21 protein-coding genes are annotated in these 17,481 nt (G+C 68.9%); 8 read left to right on the forward strand and 13 right to left on the reverse strand.

The annotated features are described in order from the left end of the window. Positions 1-17 precede the first annotated feature (17 nt). Positions 18-845, reverse strand: a complete 828-nt coding sequence (locus AB0I53_RS00715; RefSeq protein ID WP_358594259.1) for an isocitrate lyase/phosphoenolpyruvate mutase family protein — start codon at positions 843-845, stop codon at positions 18-20. A gap of 162 nt (positions 846-1,007) precedes the next feature. Between AB0I53_RS00715 and AB0I53_RS00720 the strand changes: the two genes are divergently transcribed. The 3 genes from AB0I53_RS00720 (at position 1,008) to AB0I53_RS00730 (ending at position 3,209) form a co-directional block, all read left to right on the forward strand. After that, positions 1,008-1,973: a hypothetical protein gene (locus AB0I53_RS00720; protein WP_358594262.1), complete on the forward strand. Its 966-nt coding sequence runs from the start codon at positions 1,008-1,010 to the stop codon at positions 1,971-1,973. Positions 1,974-2,065: 92 nt separating this feature from the next. Further along, positions 2,066-2,578, forward strand: a complete 513-nt coding sequence (locus AB0I53_RS00725; RefSeq protein ID WP_358594264.1) for a hypothetical protein — start codon at positions 2,066-2,068, stop codon at positions 2,576-2,578. Between the two features lie 292 nt (positions 2,579-2,870). Further along, positions 2,871-3,209 (forward strand): hypothetical protein, encoded by a 339-nt coding sequence (locus tag AB0I53_RS00730; protein WP_358594267.1) that lies wholly within the window; start codon positions 2,871-2,873, stop codon positions 3,207-3,209. A 153-nt stretch (positions 3,210-3,362) separates the two neighbouring features. Here AB0I53_RS00730 and AB0I53_RS00735 read toward each other — a convergent pair whose 3' ends face one another. From AB0I53_RS00735 to AB0I53_RS00745, 3 genes are read right to left on the reverse strand one after another with little or no spacing between them, the layout of a single operon-like run. Beyond that, positions 3,363-3,704: a DUF397 domain-containing protein gene (locus tag AB0I53_RS00735; RefSeq protein WP_358594270.1), complete on the reverse strand. Its 342-nt coding sequence runs from the start codon at positions 3,702-3,704 to the stop codon at positions 3,363-3,365. Continuing rightward, positions 3,674-3,865 (reverse strand): DUF397 domain-containing protein, encoded by a 192-nt coding sequence (locus AB0I53_RS00740; RefSeq protein WP_358594273.1) that lies wholly within the window; start codon positions 3,863-3,865, stop codon positions 3,674-3,676. Before AB0I53_RS00740 ends, AB0I53_RS00735 begins: the two co-directional genes overlap by 31 nt. A 4-nt stretch (positions 3,866-3,869) precedes the next feature. Next, a complete protein-coding gene (locus tag AB0I53_RS00745) occupies positions 3,870-4,733 on the reverse strand; it encodes a helix-turn-helix transcriptional regulator (RefSeq protein WP_358594276.1) in 864 nt (287 codons plus the stop codon). Between the two features lie 455 nt (positions 4,734-5,188). On the opposite strand from AB0I53_RS00745, the gene AB0I53_RS00750 reads away from it, so the two are divergent. Further along, complete coding sequence (locus tag AB0I53_RS00750; RefSeq protein WP_358594279.1) at positions 5,189-5,581, forward strand: hypothetical protein; 393 nt, start codon at positions 5,189-5,191, stop codon at positions 5,579-5,581. A gap of 89 nt (positions 5,582-5,670) precedes the next feature. Beyond that, positions 5,671-6,093, forward strand: a complete 423-nt coding sequence (locus AB0I53_RS00755) for a RidA family protein (RefSeq protein WP_358594282.1) — start codon at positions 5,671-5,673, stop codon at positions 6,091-6,093. A gap of 120 nt (positions 6,094-6,213) precedes the next feature. Here the strand turns inward: AB0I53_RS00755 and AB0I53_RS00760 are convergent, their stop codons facing one another. Further along, entirely contained in the window at positions 6,214-6,840 is a 627-nt protein-coding gene (locus AB0I53_RS00760; protein ID WP_358594285.1) for a hypothetical protein, read from the reverse strand. A gap of 211 nt (positions 6,841-7,051) precedes the next feature. Next, the gene (locus AB0I53_RS00765; RefSeq protein ID WP_358594288.1) at positions 7,052-7,759 is read right to left on the reverse strand and encodes a TetR/AcrR family transcriptional regulator; all 708 of its coding nucleotides are present in this window, start codon (positions 7,757-7,759) and stop codon (positions 7,052-7,054) included. Between the two features lie 301 nt (positions 7,760-8,060). Here AB0I53_RS00765 and AB0I53_RS00770 point away from each other — a divergent pair, with 301 nt between their 5' ends. Further along, on the forward strand, positions 8,061-8,393 hold the full coding sequence (locus AB0I53_RS00770) for a glutaredoxin domain-containing protein (RefSeq protein ID WP_358594290.1): 333 nt from the start codon (positions 8,061-8,063) through the stop codon (positions 8,391-8,393). Positions 8,394-8,689: 296 nt separating this feature from the next. Here the strand turns inward: AB0I53_RS00770 and AB0I53_RS00775 are convergent, their stop codons facing one another. Beyond that, positions 8,690-8,965, reverse strand: coding sequence for a hypothetical protein (locus tag AB0I53_RS00775; RefSeq protein ID WP_358594293.1), 276 nt, complete (start codon positions 8,963-8,965; stop codon positions 8,690-8,692). Positions 8,966-9,176: 211 nt separating this feature from the next. Between AB0I53_RS00775 and ptsP the strand changes: the two genes are divergently transcribed. After that, entirely contained in the window at positions 9,177-10,814 is a 1,638-nt protein-coding gene (ptsP, locus tag AB0I53_RS00780) for a phosphoenolpyruvate--protein phosphotransferase (RefSeq protein ID WP_358594296.1), read from the forward strand. Positions 10,815-11,039: 225 nt separating this feature from the next. On the opposite strand, the gene AB0I53_RS00785 is transcribed toward ptsP, so the two are convergent. The 6 genes from AB0I53_RS00785 to AB0I53_RS00810 all read right to left on the reverse strand — a co-directional run bounded on the left by AB0I53_RS00785 (position 11,040) and on the right by AB0I53_RS00810 (position 16,105). Continuing rightward, positions 11,040-11,795: a BTAD domain-containing putative transcriptional regulator gene (locus AB0I53_RS00785; RefSeq protein ID WP_358594299.1), complete on the reverse strand. Its 756-nt coding sequence runs from the start codon at positions 11,793-11,795 to the stop codon at positions 11,040-11,042. Positions 11,796-12,043: 248 nt separating this feature from the next. Then, positions 12,044-13,375, reverse strand: a complete 1,332-nt coding sequence (locus AB0I53_RS00790; protein WP_358594302.1) for a hypothetical protein — start codon at positions 13,373-13,375, stop codon at positions 12,044-12,046. Positions 13,376-13,492: 117 nt separating this feature from the next. Beyond that, complete coding sequence (locus AB0I53_RS00795) at positions 13,493-13,666, reverse strand: hypothetical protein (RefSeq protein WP_358594305.1); 174 nt, start codon at positions 13,664-13,666, stop codon at positions 13,493-13,495. Positions 13,667-13,747: 81 nt separating this feature from the next. Continuing rightward, a complete protein-coding gene (locus AB0I53_RS00800) occupies positions 13,748-13,924 on the reverse strand; it encodes a hypothetical protein (protein WP_358594307.1) in 177 nt (58 codons plus the stop codon). Positions 13,925-14,246: 322 nt separating this feature from the next. After that, positions 14,247-14,924 carry a response regulator transcription factor gene (locus tag AB0I53_RS00805; protein WP_358594310.1) on the reverse strand — a complete coding sequence of 226 codons (678 nt, stop codon included), beginning with the start codon at positions 14,922-14,924 and terminating at the stop codon, positions 14,247-14,249. Next, entirely contained in the window at positions 14,921-16,105 is a 1,185-nt protein-coding gene (locus AB0I53_RS00810; protein ID WP_358594313.1) for a DUF5931 domain-containing protein, read from the reverse strand. The genes AB0I53_RS00805 and AB0I53_RS00810 overlap by 4 nt, the downstream gene beginning before the upstream one ends. 174 nt (positions 16,106-16,279) lie before the next feature. Here AB0I53_RS00810 and AB0I53_RS00815 point away from each other — a divergent pair, with 174 nt between their 5' ends. Next, positions 16,280-17,476 carry a GGDEF domain-containing protein gene (locus AB0I53_RS00815; RefSeq protein WP_358594315.1) on the forward strand — a complete coding sequence of 399 codons (1,197 nt, stop codon included), beginning with the start codon at positions 16,280-16,282 and terminating at the stop codon, positions 17,474-17,476. Positions 17,477-17,481: the final 5 nt, after the last annotated feature.

Genomic DNA, 17,481 nt, shown 5'->3' on the forward strand with positions numbered 1-17,481 from the left:
GTTCGCGGTGGTGCTGGTCAGCTGCGGAACAGGGCGTTGAGGTCTCTGAAGTCCGCGGCGTCCGCGATCGAGTCGTAGGTGCCGTGCTCCAGCGCCTCCCGAATCCCCTTGCGCGCCACGGCGTACGCCGCCTGCGCCACTGCTCCGCCGAGGCTGATGCGGGCTGCTCCTGCCTCCGCCAGCTCCGCGACGGCGGGCGCGCCCGGGCCGGCCAGCACGTTCAGCGGCCGTTCGATGTTCTTCGCCAGCTCGGCGACCACCGCTGGATCCGTTATGCCGGGTACGAAGATCCCGGACGCCCCGGCCTCCACGTAAGCGGCGGCGCGGCTGATGGCGTCGCGCAACCGCTCCGCCGGGTCGTCATGGACCGGGCGCAGGAACGGATCGGTGCGCGCGTTGATGAACAGCGGGATCTGCGCGGCGTCGGCCGCCGCGCGGGCAGCGGCGATGCGCGCGACCTGCTCTTCGACTGGGCGCAGCGCCGGGCCGGCACTGTCCTCGATGTTGATGCCGATCGCCCCGGCTTCCAGCACCAGGCGGATGGTTTCCTCGACGCCGTCGGGGTTTTCGGCGAAGCCGCTTTCGATGTCGGCGGTGACCGGTAGGTCCACCGCGGCGGTGACGCGCGCGATCAGCTCGACGGCGAGCCGCCGGTCGAGCGCGTTGCCGTCCGCCGCGCCGAGGCTCCACGCGACGCCGGCGCTGGTGGTCGCCACCGCCGCGGCTCCGGCGTCCTCGACCAGTCGCGCGCTGGCCACGTCCCAGGCGTTGGCCAGGACCAGCGGGGCCCGGTCGGTGTGCAGCGAGTGGAAGAGTTCCGCCTTGTCCTGCTGGGTGATCGTCATGTCCACAGTCCACCACGCCCGACCTCGGGCGGCTGGCGATTTTCCGTCGCGAACCCGGGCGTGACCAGCGGGTGAACAAGAAGTTGATCTGGGGTGGAACCGTGGCGGCTGCTGTGCGTCCCAATGGGTGTACGACCGATGCCAAGATGTTTGAGAGGCACGATGTCCACCCTGCTCCGCAAAGCCATGATCACCGCAGTCAGCGGTGCGTTCCTGCTCGGCACCGCCGCGACGTCCACGGCTGCGGCCGAGGAAGGCGACGCCGACCAGGGCATCAAGTGCGAGACGAGCGCCAGCGGCGACGGCGCGTTCTACCGCGGCCCGTCGGCGTCGGAGGCCTACGACAAGGCATTCGGCAAGGGCCCGGCGGTTCCTGGCCTGGACAAGCAGACACCGCAGGGCATTTCGCCCTGGTACAACTGGGATGGCCCCAACAGCGACCTGCTGCTCGTGACCGAGTACGGCGAGAAGGGCCAGGACGCGCACATCGTCGGCATCGATCCGAAGACCGGCAAGCACGTCGGCACGGTCGCCATCGCGGAGTCGCATGTCGGCGGCATCACGGTCAGCCGGGACTGGGCGTTCGTGCAGGGCCGCGACTCCGGCAAGTGGGACACGATCCGCAAGTACAAGCTGTCCGACCTCCGGGACGCGATGAAGAAGGGCGGCGTCCCGTACGTCAAGCAGGACGGCCAGGGGCGCCGGGTGTACGCGGCGTCGTTCATCTCCAGCTACGGGGACACCCTGTACGCGGGCAAGTTCAACGACGGCGGCCGCGGCAAGATGTTCTCGTACAAGATCAACGAGAACGGCTCGCTGACCACGGAGCACGGCTACGAGGTGCCCACCAAGACGCAGGGCCTGATGGTCACGAAGGACAAGTTCATCTTCAGCACGTCCTACGGCCGCGACAAGCGCAGCAACATCTTCGTGGTGGACAAGGGCGCGACGGACATCGACAAGCCGTCCACGAAGTGCTTCCGCGCGCCGAGCATGGCCGAGGGCATCACGGAGTACAAGGGCGATGCCTACCTGCTCTTCGAGTCGGGTTCCTACAAGTACCGCGACGCCCGCAACGTGATCGAGAACCTGCACAAGGGCAACATCTCGGCGATCACCAACTTCTGATCCTGGAGCCGGGGCGGCGGGAAGCGGCGATCGTGCCTGTCGTTGCAGGCCGGTACGTGCCCGCCGTCCCGTCCCGGTCAACGGAGTCTCCCGTGTCGAGCACGTATTCCCCGGTTCCCGAACTGAATCTCCTCAAGGCCTTCGACGACAAGACCGACGAGTCCTACGCGCATTGGGCCTGGATGGACGAGTTCGGCGAGCTGGAGTTCCTCCGCGACACCCCGGAACTCATGCACGGCCTGCTCGGATTCGCGTCGGCCAACGGCAGCGGCTCGCTCTACGCCCTCTGGAAGCGCGACGACCGCGCCGACCTGGCGACGCTGCCGGTCGTGCTGCTGGGCGACGAGGGCGGAAGCCACATCGTCGCCCGCAATGTCCGGGAGTTCCTCCAACTGCTCGGCGTGCTCGAAGCCGATCTGGCGTGCGATGAGGAATGCGTCTTCGAACGGGACGAGGATGAAGTCCCCGCGCAAGCCGAATACCTCGCCTGGCTGGAGGAGAACTTCGGCCTTACCCCACCGGAAGACGCCTGGGACATCATCGGGGAGGCGCAGGAAGAACTGGGCGAGGAGTTCGCGGACTGGATCAACGCGCGAACCCCCTGATCACGGACCGATCAGCATTGCCGGTCAAGTACTTGCAGCGCCGGCGGCAATGCTGATCTGATCGCCGAAGCAGCGGCCCGAGCACCCCACGGGCCGCTGCTTCTTCTGCACGAAGAAGCAGTACGTCAGGCACAGGGCCGTGCGTGTTTTGTGTCGCTATGGCACCCCAAAACACTCACGGCCCCGTGGCCACCGGGAACATGCCGGCGGTGGGAGCGTTCACGTGTCTGGAGGTGTCGGCGGGCGGAGCTCCGTGCCAGGCTGGTCGTTGATCTATCGGCTTGGGGGATGCGTGCGCGAGAAGGCGGACGGGGTAGGAAACAAGGTCGCAGCACCAGTGCACGGCCCGGTGGTGCAAGCGGGCGCGATTCAGGGTGACGTGCATTTCCACGCCGCGAAGGATCCGGTGGTCCCGCGGCAACTTCCCGGTGCGACCCGCCATTTCGTGAACCGCGCGGTCGAGCAGGACATGCTGACCACTCTGCTGGCCGGTGCACGGAACGACGGTGTGGTGCTGCTGTCGACCATCTCCGGGCAGTTCGAAGACTCGATCGATACCCATTGGCCGGCACTTGAGTTCCGATGCAGGATCACCACCGGCAGGGCGACGGAGCAAGCCTCCGCGCGATAGGTAAGTGCTGTTTCAGAAAAGGTTCCGGGCAAGCTCATCCCGAAGGCGCCCGGTGGCTGGGAGGTGGCGATTTCGCGCGAAATCGGCGCTCGGCGTTCCTGGCGGCCACGTCTCACGTGTGCCCGTACCCCACTCCGAAACGGCCCCAAGGCACTACGACAAGTCGGAGACGCGCCAGACTGCCGCAGTCGTTGCAGAATGCGTTGGCAGTCTCCGGGAAATTGGGCAGGACGAGGCCATCGATGTTCGTGCTGGGCTCGCGGGAATTGCCTCTTCTTTGGTCGAAGAGATGAAGGCCGCCCACTTCTTCGCAGCGAACACGAGCGTGCCGCCGTCGCGATCCTTCGTATCTCGCACCGCGACCGCAGCTTCAGACATCGCGGCCTCGACGCAGTGGTGCGCGTTCGATGAGTAGCTGGACTTGAACCAGGAGCCGGACTCGAACGCCGACACTCCCACGTTGATCACTTGATCGAGATCACGAAGTTCGTCCACTGTCGGTGGTCGAAGACGAGGGTGCCGCCGTGCGGGTCCTTGCTGTCACGGACACCGAAGAGCGGGGGCGCCAAGGCGACCTCGACGCAGCCCTGGGAGCTTGTCGAGTAGCTGGACTTGAACCAGTTGGCGGTGGCTAAGTTCTTCGCTAAATCCGACACCCGCTCATGTTATCTGGTGCAATGCCTTGTGAATGAGCTGTTTGGAGCCGTCTCGATCCGCTGCGCGGCTCAGTGCTTCCGAGAACGCGACGCTGTACTGGTGGATCTTCAGTTCGCTCTCGACGAGGTTCAGCGAGGTCACCGTCTCGTGCCAGCCGAGCCGCACGAGCCGAGCGCTCGGGAAGGTCAGCAGGTGGAAGGTTGAGCTCCCCAAGGCGCAGTACGCACCGGCGCTGAAAGGAATGATCCTGACGTCAAGGCCGTCAGCGCATTCGTCCATCAGCTTGAGCAGGTGCTCCAGTTGTTCGGCGAGGACGCCGGGGCCACCGACCTGCTGGTAGAGAGCGCTTTCTGCCATGAGGATCGTCGCGTTCAGCGGTTCTGGTCCGCTGAGGCGCTGCTGCCTGCGGTTTCGAGCCTCGATGCGGCGCTCGACCTCGGACTTGCGCAGGTTTGCGCTGTCGCCGCTGTGGACGGCACGGGAGTAGTTCTCTGTCTGCAGCAGTCCCGAGATCATGGCGCCTTCGTAGGTGTGGACCTCCTGCGCGCCGTGCTCGTAGCCGAAGAACCTGACCAGTTCCGGCGAGAAAAGTCCGCTGTAGCGAGACCACCAGCCGCTTCCGTCCGATGCTCGTCGTAGCGCAAGGAGTTCCTCGCGTTCGTCGTCGCGCACTCCGTAGTTGGTGAGCAGCTTGTCGAGCTTGTCCTCGGCGATCCGGCGTCGGCCGTGCTCGACGTTGCTCAGGTAGTTCTGCGTGATGCCAATGGATTTCGCGGCATCGGTCGAGCTCAGATTGATCAGATCGCGTGCTTCTCGGAGTCGGATGCCGAGCTCCCACGCTGCGACGGGTGGCGAAGAAGGCGCCATCTGGTTCCCCAAGTCGTGTGTCGGATCGGGAAGTGCTTCAGGTTTAGCACACTGAACGAAACCCGATCAGGTAATAGCCCCAGAAAGCTTTCCGGGATACTTTTTGATCTAGACGGCGGCTGGGCCGGTTCCCCTCCCCCGACCCCGCTGGCCCGCCGCCGTCTTTCCCGTTTCTGGAGGTGTTCTTGGTGTTCTTCCTGGAGCCTCAGCGGCCCGTTGCCTACTGGCGGCCTTTCGAGGGTGCTCGGCATGGTTTGGAGCCGGTGAACCGCCGGTGCCCGGGCAGGAGCGTTCGACCCTTTGCGGCCGAACCATCGGCATCGTCCGGCCTACCGAGGTGGAGTGGCTGGCTCCCACCTGCGAAAGCTGCTGGTCTGAAGCCAAAGCGCGGCGCGACGCCGCCGGCTGATCCACGTCGGACATCGGAACCCGGTTGCTGAACACGGAGGCTGGACATGGACGTGGTGCTCGGATTCTTCAATTCGCCGCTCGGCGCGCCGACTGCGATCGGGCTGCTCGCGGCCGCCGCAGCGTTCGTCGCGGTTTTCCCATTGCGCGGTGGAAATGGGCAGCATGCCGGCGCGGGGCTCGGCTCGGTGAGCGTCTGGCAGATGCGCGACACCATGCAGGCGGCGGCCACGCGACAACCGGAAGTGCGCGAGCGGACCGTCTTCGAGGACATGGTCGCAGAGCGCTGCCGGGCATATCTGGCCGAACGCCACCGGACGCTCGCCGCCGAAACCCCGCCCTACGTCGGCAAACACCGACTCGCCATCGAGGATCTCGTCGACGAGATCTATCCCCCGGCCATCATCACCCTCGCGCCCACTGCAATCCACCCGTACTGAAAACGCCTGTGTGGGTCGCGTCACCGGGTTGTTGATGTCCAGTGCGCTCGAAGTTCTAGCGTTGGGCGGACTTCGAATGGAGGACTCACATGAACGAGCCGGTCGAGTTGCGCGGCGTCGGATGGGATTCGCGGCTGGTCGCGAGCACCGGTAGCGATGCGATGCCGTTCGCGCCGGCGGTCGTCGCCAGTGGGCGGACCGTCTGGCTTTCCGGTGCGACGGCCTTCCCGCTGCTGCCCGGCGATCCCGACCACTCGCGCGGCGACATCGCCGAGCAGACCCGCGCGTGCCTGGAGAACCTGCGGAAGGTGCTGGAAACCGCGGGCGGCGCGATCACCGACATCGTCAAGGTGACCATCTTCAACACCGACATGGATCAGCAGGCCGCCGTGAACGAGGTCTACCGCGACTTCTTCGGCGCGCACCGCCCCGCGCGCAGCCACATCGGCGTGCAGCGCCTCGCCGACGCCGGGCTGAAGATCGAGATCGAGGCGGTCGCCGTCATCGACTGACGGCGCAGTACTGCCACCCCGGCGTGGCGCGCCGGGGTGGCAGTTTCGACGAGAACGGGCGCCGTGCGGTGCACCAGGGGGCCGTGCACCGTGTTCCGATCTCGCCGAAGAATGCGGGGATCAGAAGGTGATCTCGCCTTCGTTGTGCGTGCCGTCCGGGTACATGATCAGGAAGTGGGTGTACTGCCGTGTGCCGCTGACCATCTGCGGGTTGTCCACGATGATCTGTACATTGTGGATGGTCTCCGGAGGGGCACCGCCGCCGGTGACGTACGCGTCGCCGTTGCCCTCCGCGCCGTTGTCGCCCCAATAGTTCCAGGTGATGTTCTTGAACTGCACGTCCGAGGCGCCGCCGCTGGCGGAGTCCGGCAGGATCAACTCCTTCGGCGAGGTCACAAACTTCGTCGTCGTGCCGTCCGGCGTGTAGGTGGTGAGCTGGATTTCCTTCTGGGTGCTGGACGTCGAGCCCGTGCCGTTGCCGGAATCCTTGCCGTCGCGCGAACTCGTGTTGGTGTTCTTGCCGGTCTCGGTGTTCTTGCCGGTGTCGGGGCTCTCGGACGTGGTGCTGCTGCTGTCGGAGTTCTGCGTCGCCTCGCTGTCCGAGGCGATCGAGCCCCCGCTGGCCGTGTCGATGCTCGGGGGCTGCGGGTGCGGGGCCGATCCCGTTCCGGCGGCGCAACCGCCGACGAACAGGGCGGCACCAACCGCCAGCGCTGCAACAAGAACCCGCCCCGACTTGTGGAACATCGTTAACACCTTTCCCGCGTTTTCAATCGATGTCCGTGGGACGCCCGGATAGAGCGCGGGTTGATCGAACACCGCGAAAAGATCGGCAGTGCCCCGAAACTTGCTCCGATCGGACTACTCGAATGATCCGACGGGGCGCTGAAGTTTCCGATTTCAGGCAAAACAGGCGGCTTCAACGAGCGCAGAGCCCCGGCGGAGACCGGGAATCCGTTCAGGCCAGGCCGGATTCGTGGGTCAGCTCGTGGAGCATCGAGTCGAAGAGGCGGTCGGCGTGCTTGACGTCGAACGGGAAGCGGTCGAAGACCTCCAGGGCCACGTGCCCGTACAGGCGGACCCACCAGCGCAGCAGGACGTACACCGCGTCCGGGCTCAGGGCTTCCGGCGGAACCTCGATGCCCTCGGTGGACAACGCCGCCGCCAGCGCTTCCCGCTGCGCCGACATGTCCGGCAGCTCGAACGGCAGCCCCGCCGCGAAGTCGATCCTCACCGCGCCTTCGGCCAGGAACGGCCCGACGATGCCCAGGAAGACGCCGGCGAACTGGTCCTGCCCGCGGTTCCCCTCCTCGCCCCGCGGCGTGGCGAAGACCAGCGCGAACTCCTCGGGATGCGCCAGCGCCCAGCGCCGGAATCCCCGGCACACCGCGAAGATCTTGTCCAGGAATCCCCCGACCGCCGGTTCCAGCGCCGCGTGCAGCTCGGTCGCCAGGTCGGCGCAGATGTCGTCGCAGAGCTGGCGCAGCAGGTCTTCGCGGGATTCGCAGTACCGGTACAGCGCCGGCGCCGTGATGCCCAGCTCGCGGGCGATCGCGCGCAGCGTGACCGCGTCGCTGCCGTGCTCGACGAGCAGCGCCCGCGCGTGCTGGCGGATTTCGAGTTCGGTGGCCGCGCGAAGCCGCCCGCGCCGAGACACCTCGGTCATGTGCCACTCCAGTGTCGGTGTGGCCGCCCCGGCTTCCCAGGTCGACCGTCCGTGATTGTGGCCCATCCGGCCCCTCGTCCGCGGGCACGCGGCCGAATCCGCCACCGCGGTCGTGATCGGGAAGCGCTCGCCGGGGTGAGCATCGTCTCGCTCCGGCCCCGGATGCGATGGTGTCGCGAATGATTCGTATGCCCGCGATGTTGCAGATCATGGGCGACGCCGCGCGGTGGACGCAAAGCCCGGCCGGCGGAGCCCGAACCGGAACCGCGCGGTGACCAGCGCTTATGACTCAGGAGGCAAGATGACCGCCGTCGTCGAGGAAGTCGTCGTCTACACCCGGCCCGGCTGCCCGTTCTGCTCCTCGCTGCGCGCCGGCCTGCGGCGCCAGGGCTTGGCCTTCACCGAGGTGAACATCTGGGAGGACCCGGACGCGGCGGCGGTGGTGCGTTCCATCGCGGACGGCAACGAGACGGTGCCGACCGTGGTCGTGGGCGAGTGGCAGGCGGTCAACCCCTCGGCGAGCAGCGTGCTCTCCGCGGTCGCCGAGCAAGCGCCGCACCTGCTGCCGGAGCAGCAGCCCGGCCGGGTGGACGGTGCGTTGAAGGCCCTCGGCCTGCGCAAGGCTCAGGACTGAGCGCTCGGTGGGCTTTCACTGGGGGCCGACCGCACGGGGGGCGTTGCGGCCGGCCCTCAGCAGGTTGTGATCGTCGGTGGCGCGAATACCGGCGAGCAACAACTCGTTCAGTCTGACGCCCGACTGCTCCGAAAAGATCCATGTAAGGCTCGAATTTAGCTCGAACGGTGGATCCCCGAACGAGATTCCACTGTGTTCGGCCGGGCGCGAAGTGAACGGCCCGTTCTCCTCTGCTTCCGAGGTGAACGGGCCGTTCGCGTGCCTGGCGGCGGTGTTTTGGTGGCATGGACGCGGAATCACTCCAGAGACGGGGCAGCCCCGGTCGAAGCGACCGGGGACTGCACTGGACGGGCGTGGCTGGTGTCGACGGGTTCACCCGGGATGGGAACCGGCTTGCCGGGCAGTTCGCTCGTCGGCGGCGGAAGTCTGTCGGGGGCGGTCCCCGACGCGTCGCTCCTCCGCGGGCCGGGCTCGGGGAGCTGGCTGGCGAAGAGGTTCACGATCGCGGCCAGGGGCTCGGCGAACCAGTCGAGGCGTGGTTTCGTTTCGGTGATCTGAGCGCTCAATGCCATGCCCACAGCCTCCTGTTCCGGGGGTTGCGGTCGGATCCGTACGGCTACTCACTTGTTACTCATCGGTAATGGAGGCAATGCGACATTCGGGGGACGTAAGAACCACTGTCGCCACGGGGCGTGTTCACGCTGGCCGTGGCGTTCGGGCCGAACGGTGTACTCGTGCCTACGATCGCCCCAAAGCCCGAATGAGAAGGGTATGGTCTAGACCATGTCGCGTTTGACTGGTGTCGGAGTCAGCTCCGGCCGCGCCTCGGGGCCGGTCGCCCGGGTCGCAGATCCCCTGCCCGAACCGTCCGCCACTCCCGCGCCCACCGACCCGGCCGCCGACGCGGCCCGCATCCGGCCGTCCGCCGAAGCCGTCGCCGAGCGGCTGTTCGAGCGCGCCACCCGGGTCGAGGGCGACGCCAAGGCAGTGCTGGAGACGACTGCCGCGATGGCGCTGGACCCGGCACTGATCTCGCAGGCGGAACAACTCGTCACCGGCCGCTCGATGCCCGCGCCGCGCGCGGTGTTCGAGGCGGCCAACGGCTTCGCGGAGGCACTGAGCGCAGCCGGCGGCTACATGGCCGAACGCGCCCGCGACGTGCAGGACGTCCGGGACCGGATCATCGCCGAACTGCACGGCGTGACGCCGCCCGGCGTGCCCGAGCTCGAACGGCCCAGCGTGCTGCTGGCCCGCGACCTCGCCCCCGCCGACACCGCCGACCTCGACCCGAGCCTGGTGCTCGCGCTGGTCACCGAGGAAGGCGGCCCGACCAGCCACACCGCGATCCTGGCGCGGGCGCTGGGAATCCCGGCGGTGGTGGCGGTCCGCGGCGTGCTCGGGGTGCCCGGCGTGGCCGGCGCGATCGTGGACGGCGACAGCGGCGAGGTGGAGACCTCCGAGAACGCGGTGCCCGTGCACGCCGCGGAGCGCGCCGCGGCCAAGGAGTGGAACGGCGTCGGCGAGACCGCGGACGGCAAGCCGGTGAAGGTCATCGCCAACGTCGGATCGGGCGCCGACGCGCGCGCCGCCGTCGCGGCCGGTGCGCAGGGAGTCGGCCTGTTCCGCACCGAGTTCTGCTACCTCGGCGCGGGCGAGGAACCGGCCGTCGATACGCAACGAGCCGCGTACCACGAGGTCATCGCGCCGTTCGCGGGCAAGCCGGTCATCGTCCGCACGCTCGACGCCGGCGCGGACAAGCCGCTGGCCTTCCTCGACATGGGCGTGGAGCCGAACCCGGCGCTCGGCGTGCGCGGGCTGCGGGTGGCCTTCGACCGGCCCGACGTGCTGGAACGCCAGCTGGAGGCGATCGCCGCGGCCGCGGCCGATTCCGGCGCCGAGGTGTCCGTGATGGCTCCGATGGTCGCGACCGTCGACGAGGCGGCCTGGTTCGCCGGCCGGGTGCGGGCCGCGGGCCTGCCGCGGGCCGGCGTGATGATCGAGATCCCGGCGGCGGCGTTGAGCGCGGCGGAGATCCTCGGTGCGGTCGACTTCGTCAGCATCGGCACCAACGACCTCGCGCAGTACGTATTCGCCGCCGACCGGCAGGCGGGCGCGCTCGCCGAGCTCAACGACCCCTGGCAGCCGGCGCTGCTGCGACTGATCGCGACGGTCGGCCGGGCCGGGCGGGAGCTCGACAAGCCCGTCGGCGTGTGCGGCGAGGCGGCCTCCGATCCGCTGCTGGCCGGCGTCTTCGCGGGGCTCGGCGTGACCAGCCTGTCGATGGCCGCGGCGGCGGTCCCGGCGGTCGGCGCGGCCCTCGCCGAGCACCCGCTCGCGACCTTCGAGCGGGCGGCGGAAGCGGCCCTCGCGGCCCCGACCCCGGCCCGCGCCCGAGAAGCGGTCAAGGCCGCCCTCGCCTGACCGGCCGGGTCGCCCCTTCGCCTGGTGCGGAGTGAACGGCCTGTTCGCCTCGATAGACGAGGTGAACAGGCCGTTCGCTTCACCCACCCGACGTCGGTGGCGTGGAGCGAACGGACCGTTCGTCCCGGTAGGTGAGGCGAACAGGCCGTTCACCTCATCCACCCCGTGCCCAGCGGAAACATCGGCCGCGGTGCCGAAGCCGGCCTGGAAACGAACTTTCGGGGATCAGGCGCGGGACTTGGCCAGGACCGGGCGGACGAGGTCGCGCAGGTTCGGTGACGGCTCGATGCCGAGCTCCCGGTCCAGGAGGCGCTCGTAGCGCTGGTAGTGGCGCACCGCCTGCGCCGGATTCGCCTGCTGCAGCAGCACCTTGACCACCGCGCAGTGCGCCGTCTCCCGGAACGGCTCCACCTGGGTCGCCGCCTGCGCGATCTCCAGCGCCGCCGCCAGGTGCCGGGACTGCACCAGCCGCTCCGCGGCAACCTCCAGCGCATGCACCTGCAGCTGCTGCAGGATCTCGCGCTCGGTCAGCACCCAGTCGTCGTACCAGCCCGGCAGCAGCGGCGCGTGCCGCGCCAGGTCACGGCCGATCTCCGCGCAGTCCGCGGGCGACTCCGCCGAATCCTGGCGCACCAGGTAGCGCCCCGCCGCGACCAGCCCGTCGACGTCCAGCGTCACCAGCGGCGCGAGCTGGAGCTCGTGCGAGGTGCTGATCACCGCGCCCTGCGCCCGCTGGCGCACCCGCCACAGGGTGGTCCGGAGATTGGCCAGCGCGCTCTGCTCGTCGCTCTCCGGCCACAAGATGCCGGCGAGGTAGTCGCGCTGTGTGCGCCCGCGCAGCGCGAGGAAGGCGAGCAGGCGTTGCCCGTTGCTGGACATCGCCACGCCCTCGCCGCCTGCCTGCAGATCCCAGCCGCCGAGCAGCGACAGTCGGAAGGGTTGGTCGGGCTGCGCAGGTGTGCGCGGCCGCAGGCGTGTCATCGGACGCACTGTTCCACCGGTCATAGTTCCCCCCTTGACAGGCCTGAAACGGGCGCTTCGCGCGGGAAGCGGTAGCTCCCCCAGAAGCTCCCGAGCACCGGCGTGGACGCCGGAACCAGGGCCCACATCCGTGCCTATCGGGGCCACTCCACTCGGCTGTTACTGCACTACAGACCGTGACTTTCGGTTCTGGTCACACACGTGTGGGGCTCCCACACCCCCCGGTGGGAGCCCCATGAAGGAGCAAGTCAGGCACGCGCAGTGCGGTGGCGCCCGCCATTGCTCCGTTGCTTGCGGCGGCGCGAGATGAGCCGGGAGATCCGCCGGTAGCTGCGCACCGCGAAGGCGCCCGCACCGAGCCACGGCAGCAGCAGGATGATCATCGAGATGATCGCCAGGAGCGGGGCCCAGAACTGCCCCTGCCCGACACCGGTCGCCAGCATCGTCCAGTAGTCGTGGGCCCTGCTGAACGCCCTGGACAGGTAGACCGGGAGCCGCCAGAGCAGCATCCCCAGCGCGAACACCAGCGTCGGCACCACGACCAGGACCCAGGCGGTGACCAGGATCCGCACCCGCGGCCGCAGCCCGGAGTGCGTGCCGGGCAGGTTGCCGCTGCGTCCGATGAGGCGCAGCAGGAACGGGCGGATCTGCGAGAACAGGTTCGGCACCCCGACCAGGTCGCCGAGGATGTAGTAGCCGTCCATGCGCAGCAGCGGCAGCAGCTGCTGCAGGATCTGGATGTGGCTCAGCGCGATGAAGACCAGCAGCGGCGCGAAGCCGGTCAGGGCGTAGATCCAGGCCATCGCCAGGATGAACACCGCGTTGAAGTAGATGCCGCCCAGGTCGGTGCGCAGCCGGCCCCGCCGGTCCAGGCGGTAGGCATCGGTGACGTTCGTGTAGAAGCACGGGATGATCAGCATGACGCCGACGCCGATCGCGCCCGGCTTGGCGCCGCCGTAGTGGCACCCGGCGGCGTGCCCCAGCTCGTGGAACAGCGTGCTGCTGATCATCAGGCCGAGCAGCAGGAGCACCTGCGACGGTTCACCGACGGACTGCTGGAACGCCATGTCGACGTAGCCGGAGCCGATCAGCCACGCGTCGAACGCGATCAGCCCCAACAGCACGAGCACCACGATGACGGGCGTGTACAGCGGCGCCAGGACGGCAGCCGCCGCCCGCACCACCCGGGGCGGCGCGAGCACGCCGTGCATCGCCAGCGACAGCAGCGGATCCGCCTTCGGCGGCTCGGCCAGCGGCTCGGACAGGGTGGCGATGCCGAGCGGGTGCAGCTTCTCGTTGATGAGGAACTCCGCGTTGGCGGCGGACAGTTCCCGGCCGGTCGCCTGCGACGCCAGCGATGCCACTTCGGCCAGGCTCCGGGTGCCGTCGATCGCGGTCGCGATCTGGTACAGCAGCGGCGACACCAGCACCATCTGGCCGTCGCCGCGGGAGATCAGGTAACGCGGTTCGTCGAAGCCGCCACCCTCGTACTCCCCGCACAGCGACACTCCGTCGGCCAGCCGCGCGACCGACTGCTCGTCGGTCTCCGCCGCGCGGTCGGTCCGGGTGACTTCTGACATGGCTTCCTCCTGCGAACCCGTTCACGTGCGGGTTGGGCTGCACTGGTTTGGCGCGGTGGTGGGCAGCGTGCGAGCCTGGCCGGGAGCGAACGCTTCGCTCCCGGCCAGACTGGGCCGTTAGACCTGGTTGATGACCTGGGCGGCCGTGGCCTGCGACCCGAAGAGGGCCACCGCGGTGTTGACCGCGACGACGGTGTTGACGTCAGGGAAGAAGTTGCAACCGCAGCCGCCCAGGGCTTCGCGCTGCGGGAGCAGTTCCGCGGACTGGTCGTGAAGTTCGAGAGTGTCCATGTTCCATCTCCTCGTTTTGGTGACCGGCCGCCCACCACGCGCAGCAGCGGTGGGCGGCCGGAGGTGTTAATGGCAGACCGATTACCAGCGACCGCCGCCGCCGGCCTGGGTAATGACCTGGGCGGCCGTGGCCTGCGAGCCGAAGAGGGCCACAGCGGTGTTGTCAGCCACGATGGTGTTGACGTCGCCGCCGCCCCACCAGCCGCCGAGGGCTTCGCGCTCGGGCAGCATCTCAGCGAACTCGTACGAAAACTCCATGATCAGGCTCCTGTTCGCATTGACGGAATTTCGCCTGCGGCTTCGTGCCGCTGGTGATGAGTACGCCAGAGCCCCGTCACCGGGCCGTCACCACGCCGTCACGCGGAGTCGCGAGGCGCCGCGCGGGCTCCGGGGTCACGGCGCGTAATGGCGGGCGTGGCCAGCGCAAAGGAGGCCCGGTGGAGATCTTTCATCGTTGAATCGGGTGAACCAGGAAAATCCTGCACGGATCGCGGTCACCGAACGAAAAAAAGACCCGTGCGCCGACCGGGCACACGGGTCTTGACCTGCAGATTCAGTTGTTCTTGAAGCGGCGCAGCCGTCAGGCGCCTTCGGGTTCGGCTTCTTCCTGGTCCAGGCCGTGCTCGATGGCGTAGCGGGCGAGCTCCACCCGGTTGTGGAGCTGCAGCTTGCGCAGCGTCGACTGGACGTGGTTCTCCACCGTGCGGTGCGAGATCACCAGCTTCTTGGCGATCTGCCGGGCCGTCATCCCCTTCGCGACCAGCCGCAACACCTCGGTCTCCCGGTCGGTCAGCTGCGGCGCCTGCGACTCCGAGTCCGGGGTGATCGCCATCCGCCGGTACTCCCCGAGCACCAGCCCGGCCAGCCCGGGCGTGAACACCGCGTCGCCGGCGGCGGTGCGCTGCACCGCGTCCACCAGCTCCTCGGCCGACGCCGACTTGACCAGGTAGCCGGACGCGCCGGCCTTCACCGCCTCCAGCACGTCGTTGTGCTCGCCGCTGGCGGACAGCACCAGCACCCGCGTGCCGGAGATCTCCTGGGTGATGTGCAGGGTGGCGCTGACCCCGGAGGTGTCGCCCAGGTTGAGGTCCATCAGCACCACGTCGGGCTTGACGGTCCGCGCGATGCGCAGCGCGGATGCGCCGTCGCTCGCGGTGGCCCGCACCTCGAAGCCGCGCTCCGTCAGGTCGCGGGCGACCCCGTCGCGCCACATCGGGTGGTCGTCGACGACCATCACGGTGACGGGCGGCTCGCTCATCGTTTTCCTCCTCTGCGGCGCTTGCCCGGGATCGCTTCCGGTCGAGGCACCCGGACTTCCCACTCGGTTCCCTCGCCGGGAGTGGTGTCGAGCGTGATCGTGCCACCCATCGACTCCACTCGGCCCCGAATCGACTTGGCCACGCCCAACCGTCCCTCGGCGGCGGCTTCCTCGAGCCGGCCCTCGGGGATGCCCGGGCCGTCGTCGCGAACGGTGAGCACGACCTCGTCCGGCAGCTCCTCCAGCAGCACCCACGCCTGGGAGTCCGCACCGGCGTGCTTCTCGACGTTCGCCAGCGCTTCCCGCGCCACCGCGAACAGGTCGATGCTCAGCGGCTCCGGCAACCGCACCGGATTGCCCGGGATCGACACGTTGATCCGGCCGGTGCGCAGCACCTGCAGCCGCGCGGCGAGGTCGATCTCGCCGTCCTCTGTGGTCTCCTGCGGCGTGGTGGCGACCAGCGCGCGCAGCGCGATCTCCTGCTCCCCCGCGAGTTTCGCCAGCTCGGCCGCTTCGCCGCCGAGCTCCGTGCCGCGTCGCCGCACCCGCGCGAGCACCTGCAGCACGCTGTCGTGGATGTTGCGCGCCAGCCGTTCCCGCTCTGCGGTCGCGGCCTCCGCGCGCAGCGCGCGGGCCAGCCGATCGGTGGACCTGCGCGCGGTGTCGGAGGCCAGGCCGATCACCAGGCCGGTGCCGACCAGCAGCAGGGTGTCCAGCGACATGGTCTGGTCGCTGAAGCCCCGGACCAGGTAGTTGCTGGCCGCCGCGATGATCCCGGCCGCCAGCCCGCCGAACACGCCCCACTGCGAGGCGGCGGCGGTGACCATCGTCGGGTGCCACACCGTCACCACCGTCGGGAGGTTCTCGCGCATCTGGTACTCGGTGAGGATGAACTCGTTGCTGAGGAACAGTGCGGACACCACGACGCAGTCGATCAGCACCATGCGGTTGGTGCGCCCCGCGCGGGACCAGTACCGCCAGACGGTGAACGCCGTCCACATGCCCATCAGGGAGATGACCAGGGCCGCCAGCCAAGGCCGCTCGTATTCGCCGAGCTGGTCGAAGAACCAGTAGCAGGCGTAGAGGAACGTGACCACGCGGAACACGTTGTGCCCGCGCCACAGCGGCGAGCGGCCGTCGGCCGCCTGCTGCTGGCGCGACGGCTGTTGCGGATTGCCCACATTCGCTCCTTCCCCAGCGGACCATCCTGCCGTACATCGAGGTTGGCCGAGACCGCTGGATCGAGCACTCTGCGTGTTTGTGATCACGGTGAGCATCGCCCCGAATGGCCCGAGTGGCGAGCTTCGGCGGGGCGGCCCGCTGTGTAAGGCTCGGCGGGGGAGGTGATCGGCTTGGTGGGGGGATGGCTGCTGTGGCGACTGCGGCCCGCGGCGATCGCCTACGTGCTCGCCGTGCAGGCGATCGCGTTGGTGCTGGTCGTGCTGGTCTTCGTGACGAGCCGGTCGCCGCTGCCGCGCGAGCTGCTGACCTTCGCGATGCTGGCGGCCACCGCCGGGACGGTCATCGTGATCACCTCGGTGTCGATCAACGTGCAGCGGCAGGTGCGGCGGAACCCGTGGACGCTGCACATCGCCTACCTGGCCGCCGGAATCCTCACGCTGCCGCCGAACCTGCTGGTGCTCCTGCTGCTCGGGCCGACGCTGCACGGCGTGCTGGACGGCCGCCCGGAGCTGCACCGCTGGCTGTTCACTACGGCGGCCACCACGATCGCCACGCTGTCCGCGCGATTCCTCATCGGCTGGTCGGAACCCGGGTGGTCGCCGGCGCAGTTCGTGCTGACCGGCGCGGTGCTGCTGCTGGTGCGGGCCTTCGTGGTCGCCGGCGGCATCCGGCTGCGCAATCCCTCGGCGGGGCGGGCGGACGTGGTGGGCGAGCCGATCGACGTGCTGCTCGGCATCGTCGCGGCGAGCCTGGGCGGGCTGCTGGCGGTGGCGGTGCACAGCGAGCCGGGCAGCGCCCTGCTGGCCGGGCCGCCGCTGGTGCTGCTGGATCTGGCGGGCCAGCTGCCGCAGTGGCGGCGGTCCGCGCAGCGGGACGGCAAGACGGGCCTGGCCAACGCCGTGCACTGGGAACGGTTGGCGCGCAACGAACTCCACCGGGCGCAGACCCGCGGCCAGCCCGTATCGCTGCTGCTGCTCGACCTAGACCACTTCAAGCGGGTCAACGACGAGATCGGGCACCTGGCGGGAGACACGGTGCTGGCGGCCGTCGCGATGATGCTGCGCAGCAGCGTGCGGCGCGAAGACGTGGTCGGCCGCTTCGGCGGTGAGGAGTTCGTGGTGCTGCTACCGGGCACGGACACCGGCGTCGCGTGCGCGGTGGCGGACCGGATCCGGGCGTCGACAGCCGCGTTGTCGGTGCCGGCCCGCGACATCCACGGGCACCACCGGGAGCTCGACGACCTGACGGTCAGCATCGGCGTGGCGACCACGTCCCGCTTCGGCTACGAGCTCACCGACCTGCTGGTGGCCGCCGACGCGGCCCTCCTCGCGGCGAAGTCCGGCGGCCGCAACGCGGTCACCCTCGCCTGAGCCCC

It is taken from the genome of Saccharopolyspora sp. NPDC050389 (assembly GCF_040655595.1).
In the GTDB taxonomy this organism is placed as follows: domain Bacteria; phylum Actinomycetota; class Actinomycetes; order Mycobacteriales; family Pseudonocardiaceae; genus Saccharopolyspora.

Excerpts from the sequence above, each read along its gene's own strand:
- ptsP (WP_358594296.1), top strand. The coding sequence starts at position 9,177 with ATGTCGCGTTTGACTGGTGTCGGAGTCAGCTCCGGCCGCGCCTCGGGG.
- AB0I53_RS00800 (WP_358594307.1), bottom strand. The coding sequence starts at position 13,924 with ATGGAGTTTTCGTACGAGTTCGCTGAGATGCTGCCCGAGCGCGAAGCC.
- AB0I53_RS00805 (WP_358594310.1), bottom strand. The coding sequence starts at position 14,924 with ATGAGCGAGCCGCCCGTCACCGTGATGGTCGTCGACGACCACCCGATG.
- AB0I53_RS00785 (WP_358594299.1), bottom strand. The coding sequence starts at position 11,795 with ATGACACGCCTGCGGCCGCGCACACCTGCGCAGCCCGACCAACCCTTC.
- AB0I53_RS00775 (WP_358594293.1), bottom strand. The coding sequence starts at position 8,965 with ATGGCATTGAGCGCTCAGATCACCGAAACGAAACCACGCCTCGACTGG.
- AB0I53_RS00745 (WP_358594276.1), bottom strand. The coding sequence starts at position 4,733 with ATGGCGCCTTCTTCGCCACCCGTCGCAGCGTGGGAGCTCGGCATCCGA.
- AB0I53_RS00770 (WP_358594290.1), top strand. The coding sequence starts at position 8,061 with ATGACCGCCGTCGTCGAGGAAGTCGTCGTCTACACCCGGCCCGGCTGC.
- AB0I53_RS00750 (WP_358594279.1), top strand. The coding sequence starts at position 5,189 with ATGGACGTGGTGCTCGGATTCTTCAATTCGCCGCTCGGCGCGCCGACT.
- AB0I53_RS00795 (WP_358594305.1), bottom strand. The coding sequence starts at position 13,666 with ATGGACACTCTCGAACTTCACGACCAGTCCGCGGAACTGCTCCCGCAG.
- AB0I53_RS00790 (WP_358594302.1), bottom strand. The coding sequence starts at position 13,375 with ATGTCAGAAGTCACCCGGACCGACCGCGCGGCGGAGACCGACGAGCAG.
- AB0I53_RS00720 (WP_358594262.1), top strand. The coding sequence starts at position 1,008 with ATGTCCACCCTGCTCCGCAAAGCCATGATCACCGCAGTCAGCGGTGCG.
- AB0I53_RS00755 (WP_358594282.1), top strand. The coding sequence starts at position 5,671 with ATGAACGAGCCGGTCGAGTTGCGCGGCGTCGGATGGGATTCGCGGCTG.
- AB0I53_RS00715 (WP_358594259.1), bottom strand. The coding sequence starts at position 845 with ATGACGATCACCCAGCAGGACAAGGCGGAACTCTTCCACTCGCTGCAC.
- AB0I53_RS00760 (WP_358594285.1), bottom strand. The coding sequence starts at position 6,840 with ATGTTCCACAAGTCGGGGCGGGTTCTTGTTGCAGCGCTGGCGGTTGGT.
- AB0I53_RS00765 (WP_358594288.1), bottom strand. The coding sequence starts at position 7,759 with ATGACCGAGGTGTCTCGGCGCGGGCGGCTTCGCGCGGCCACCGAACTC.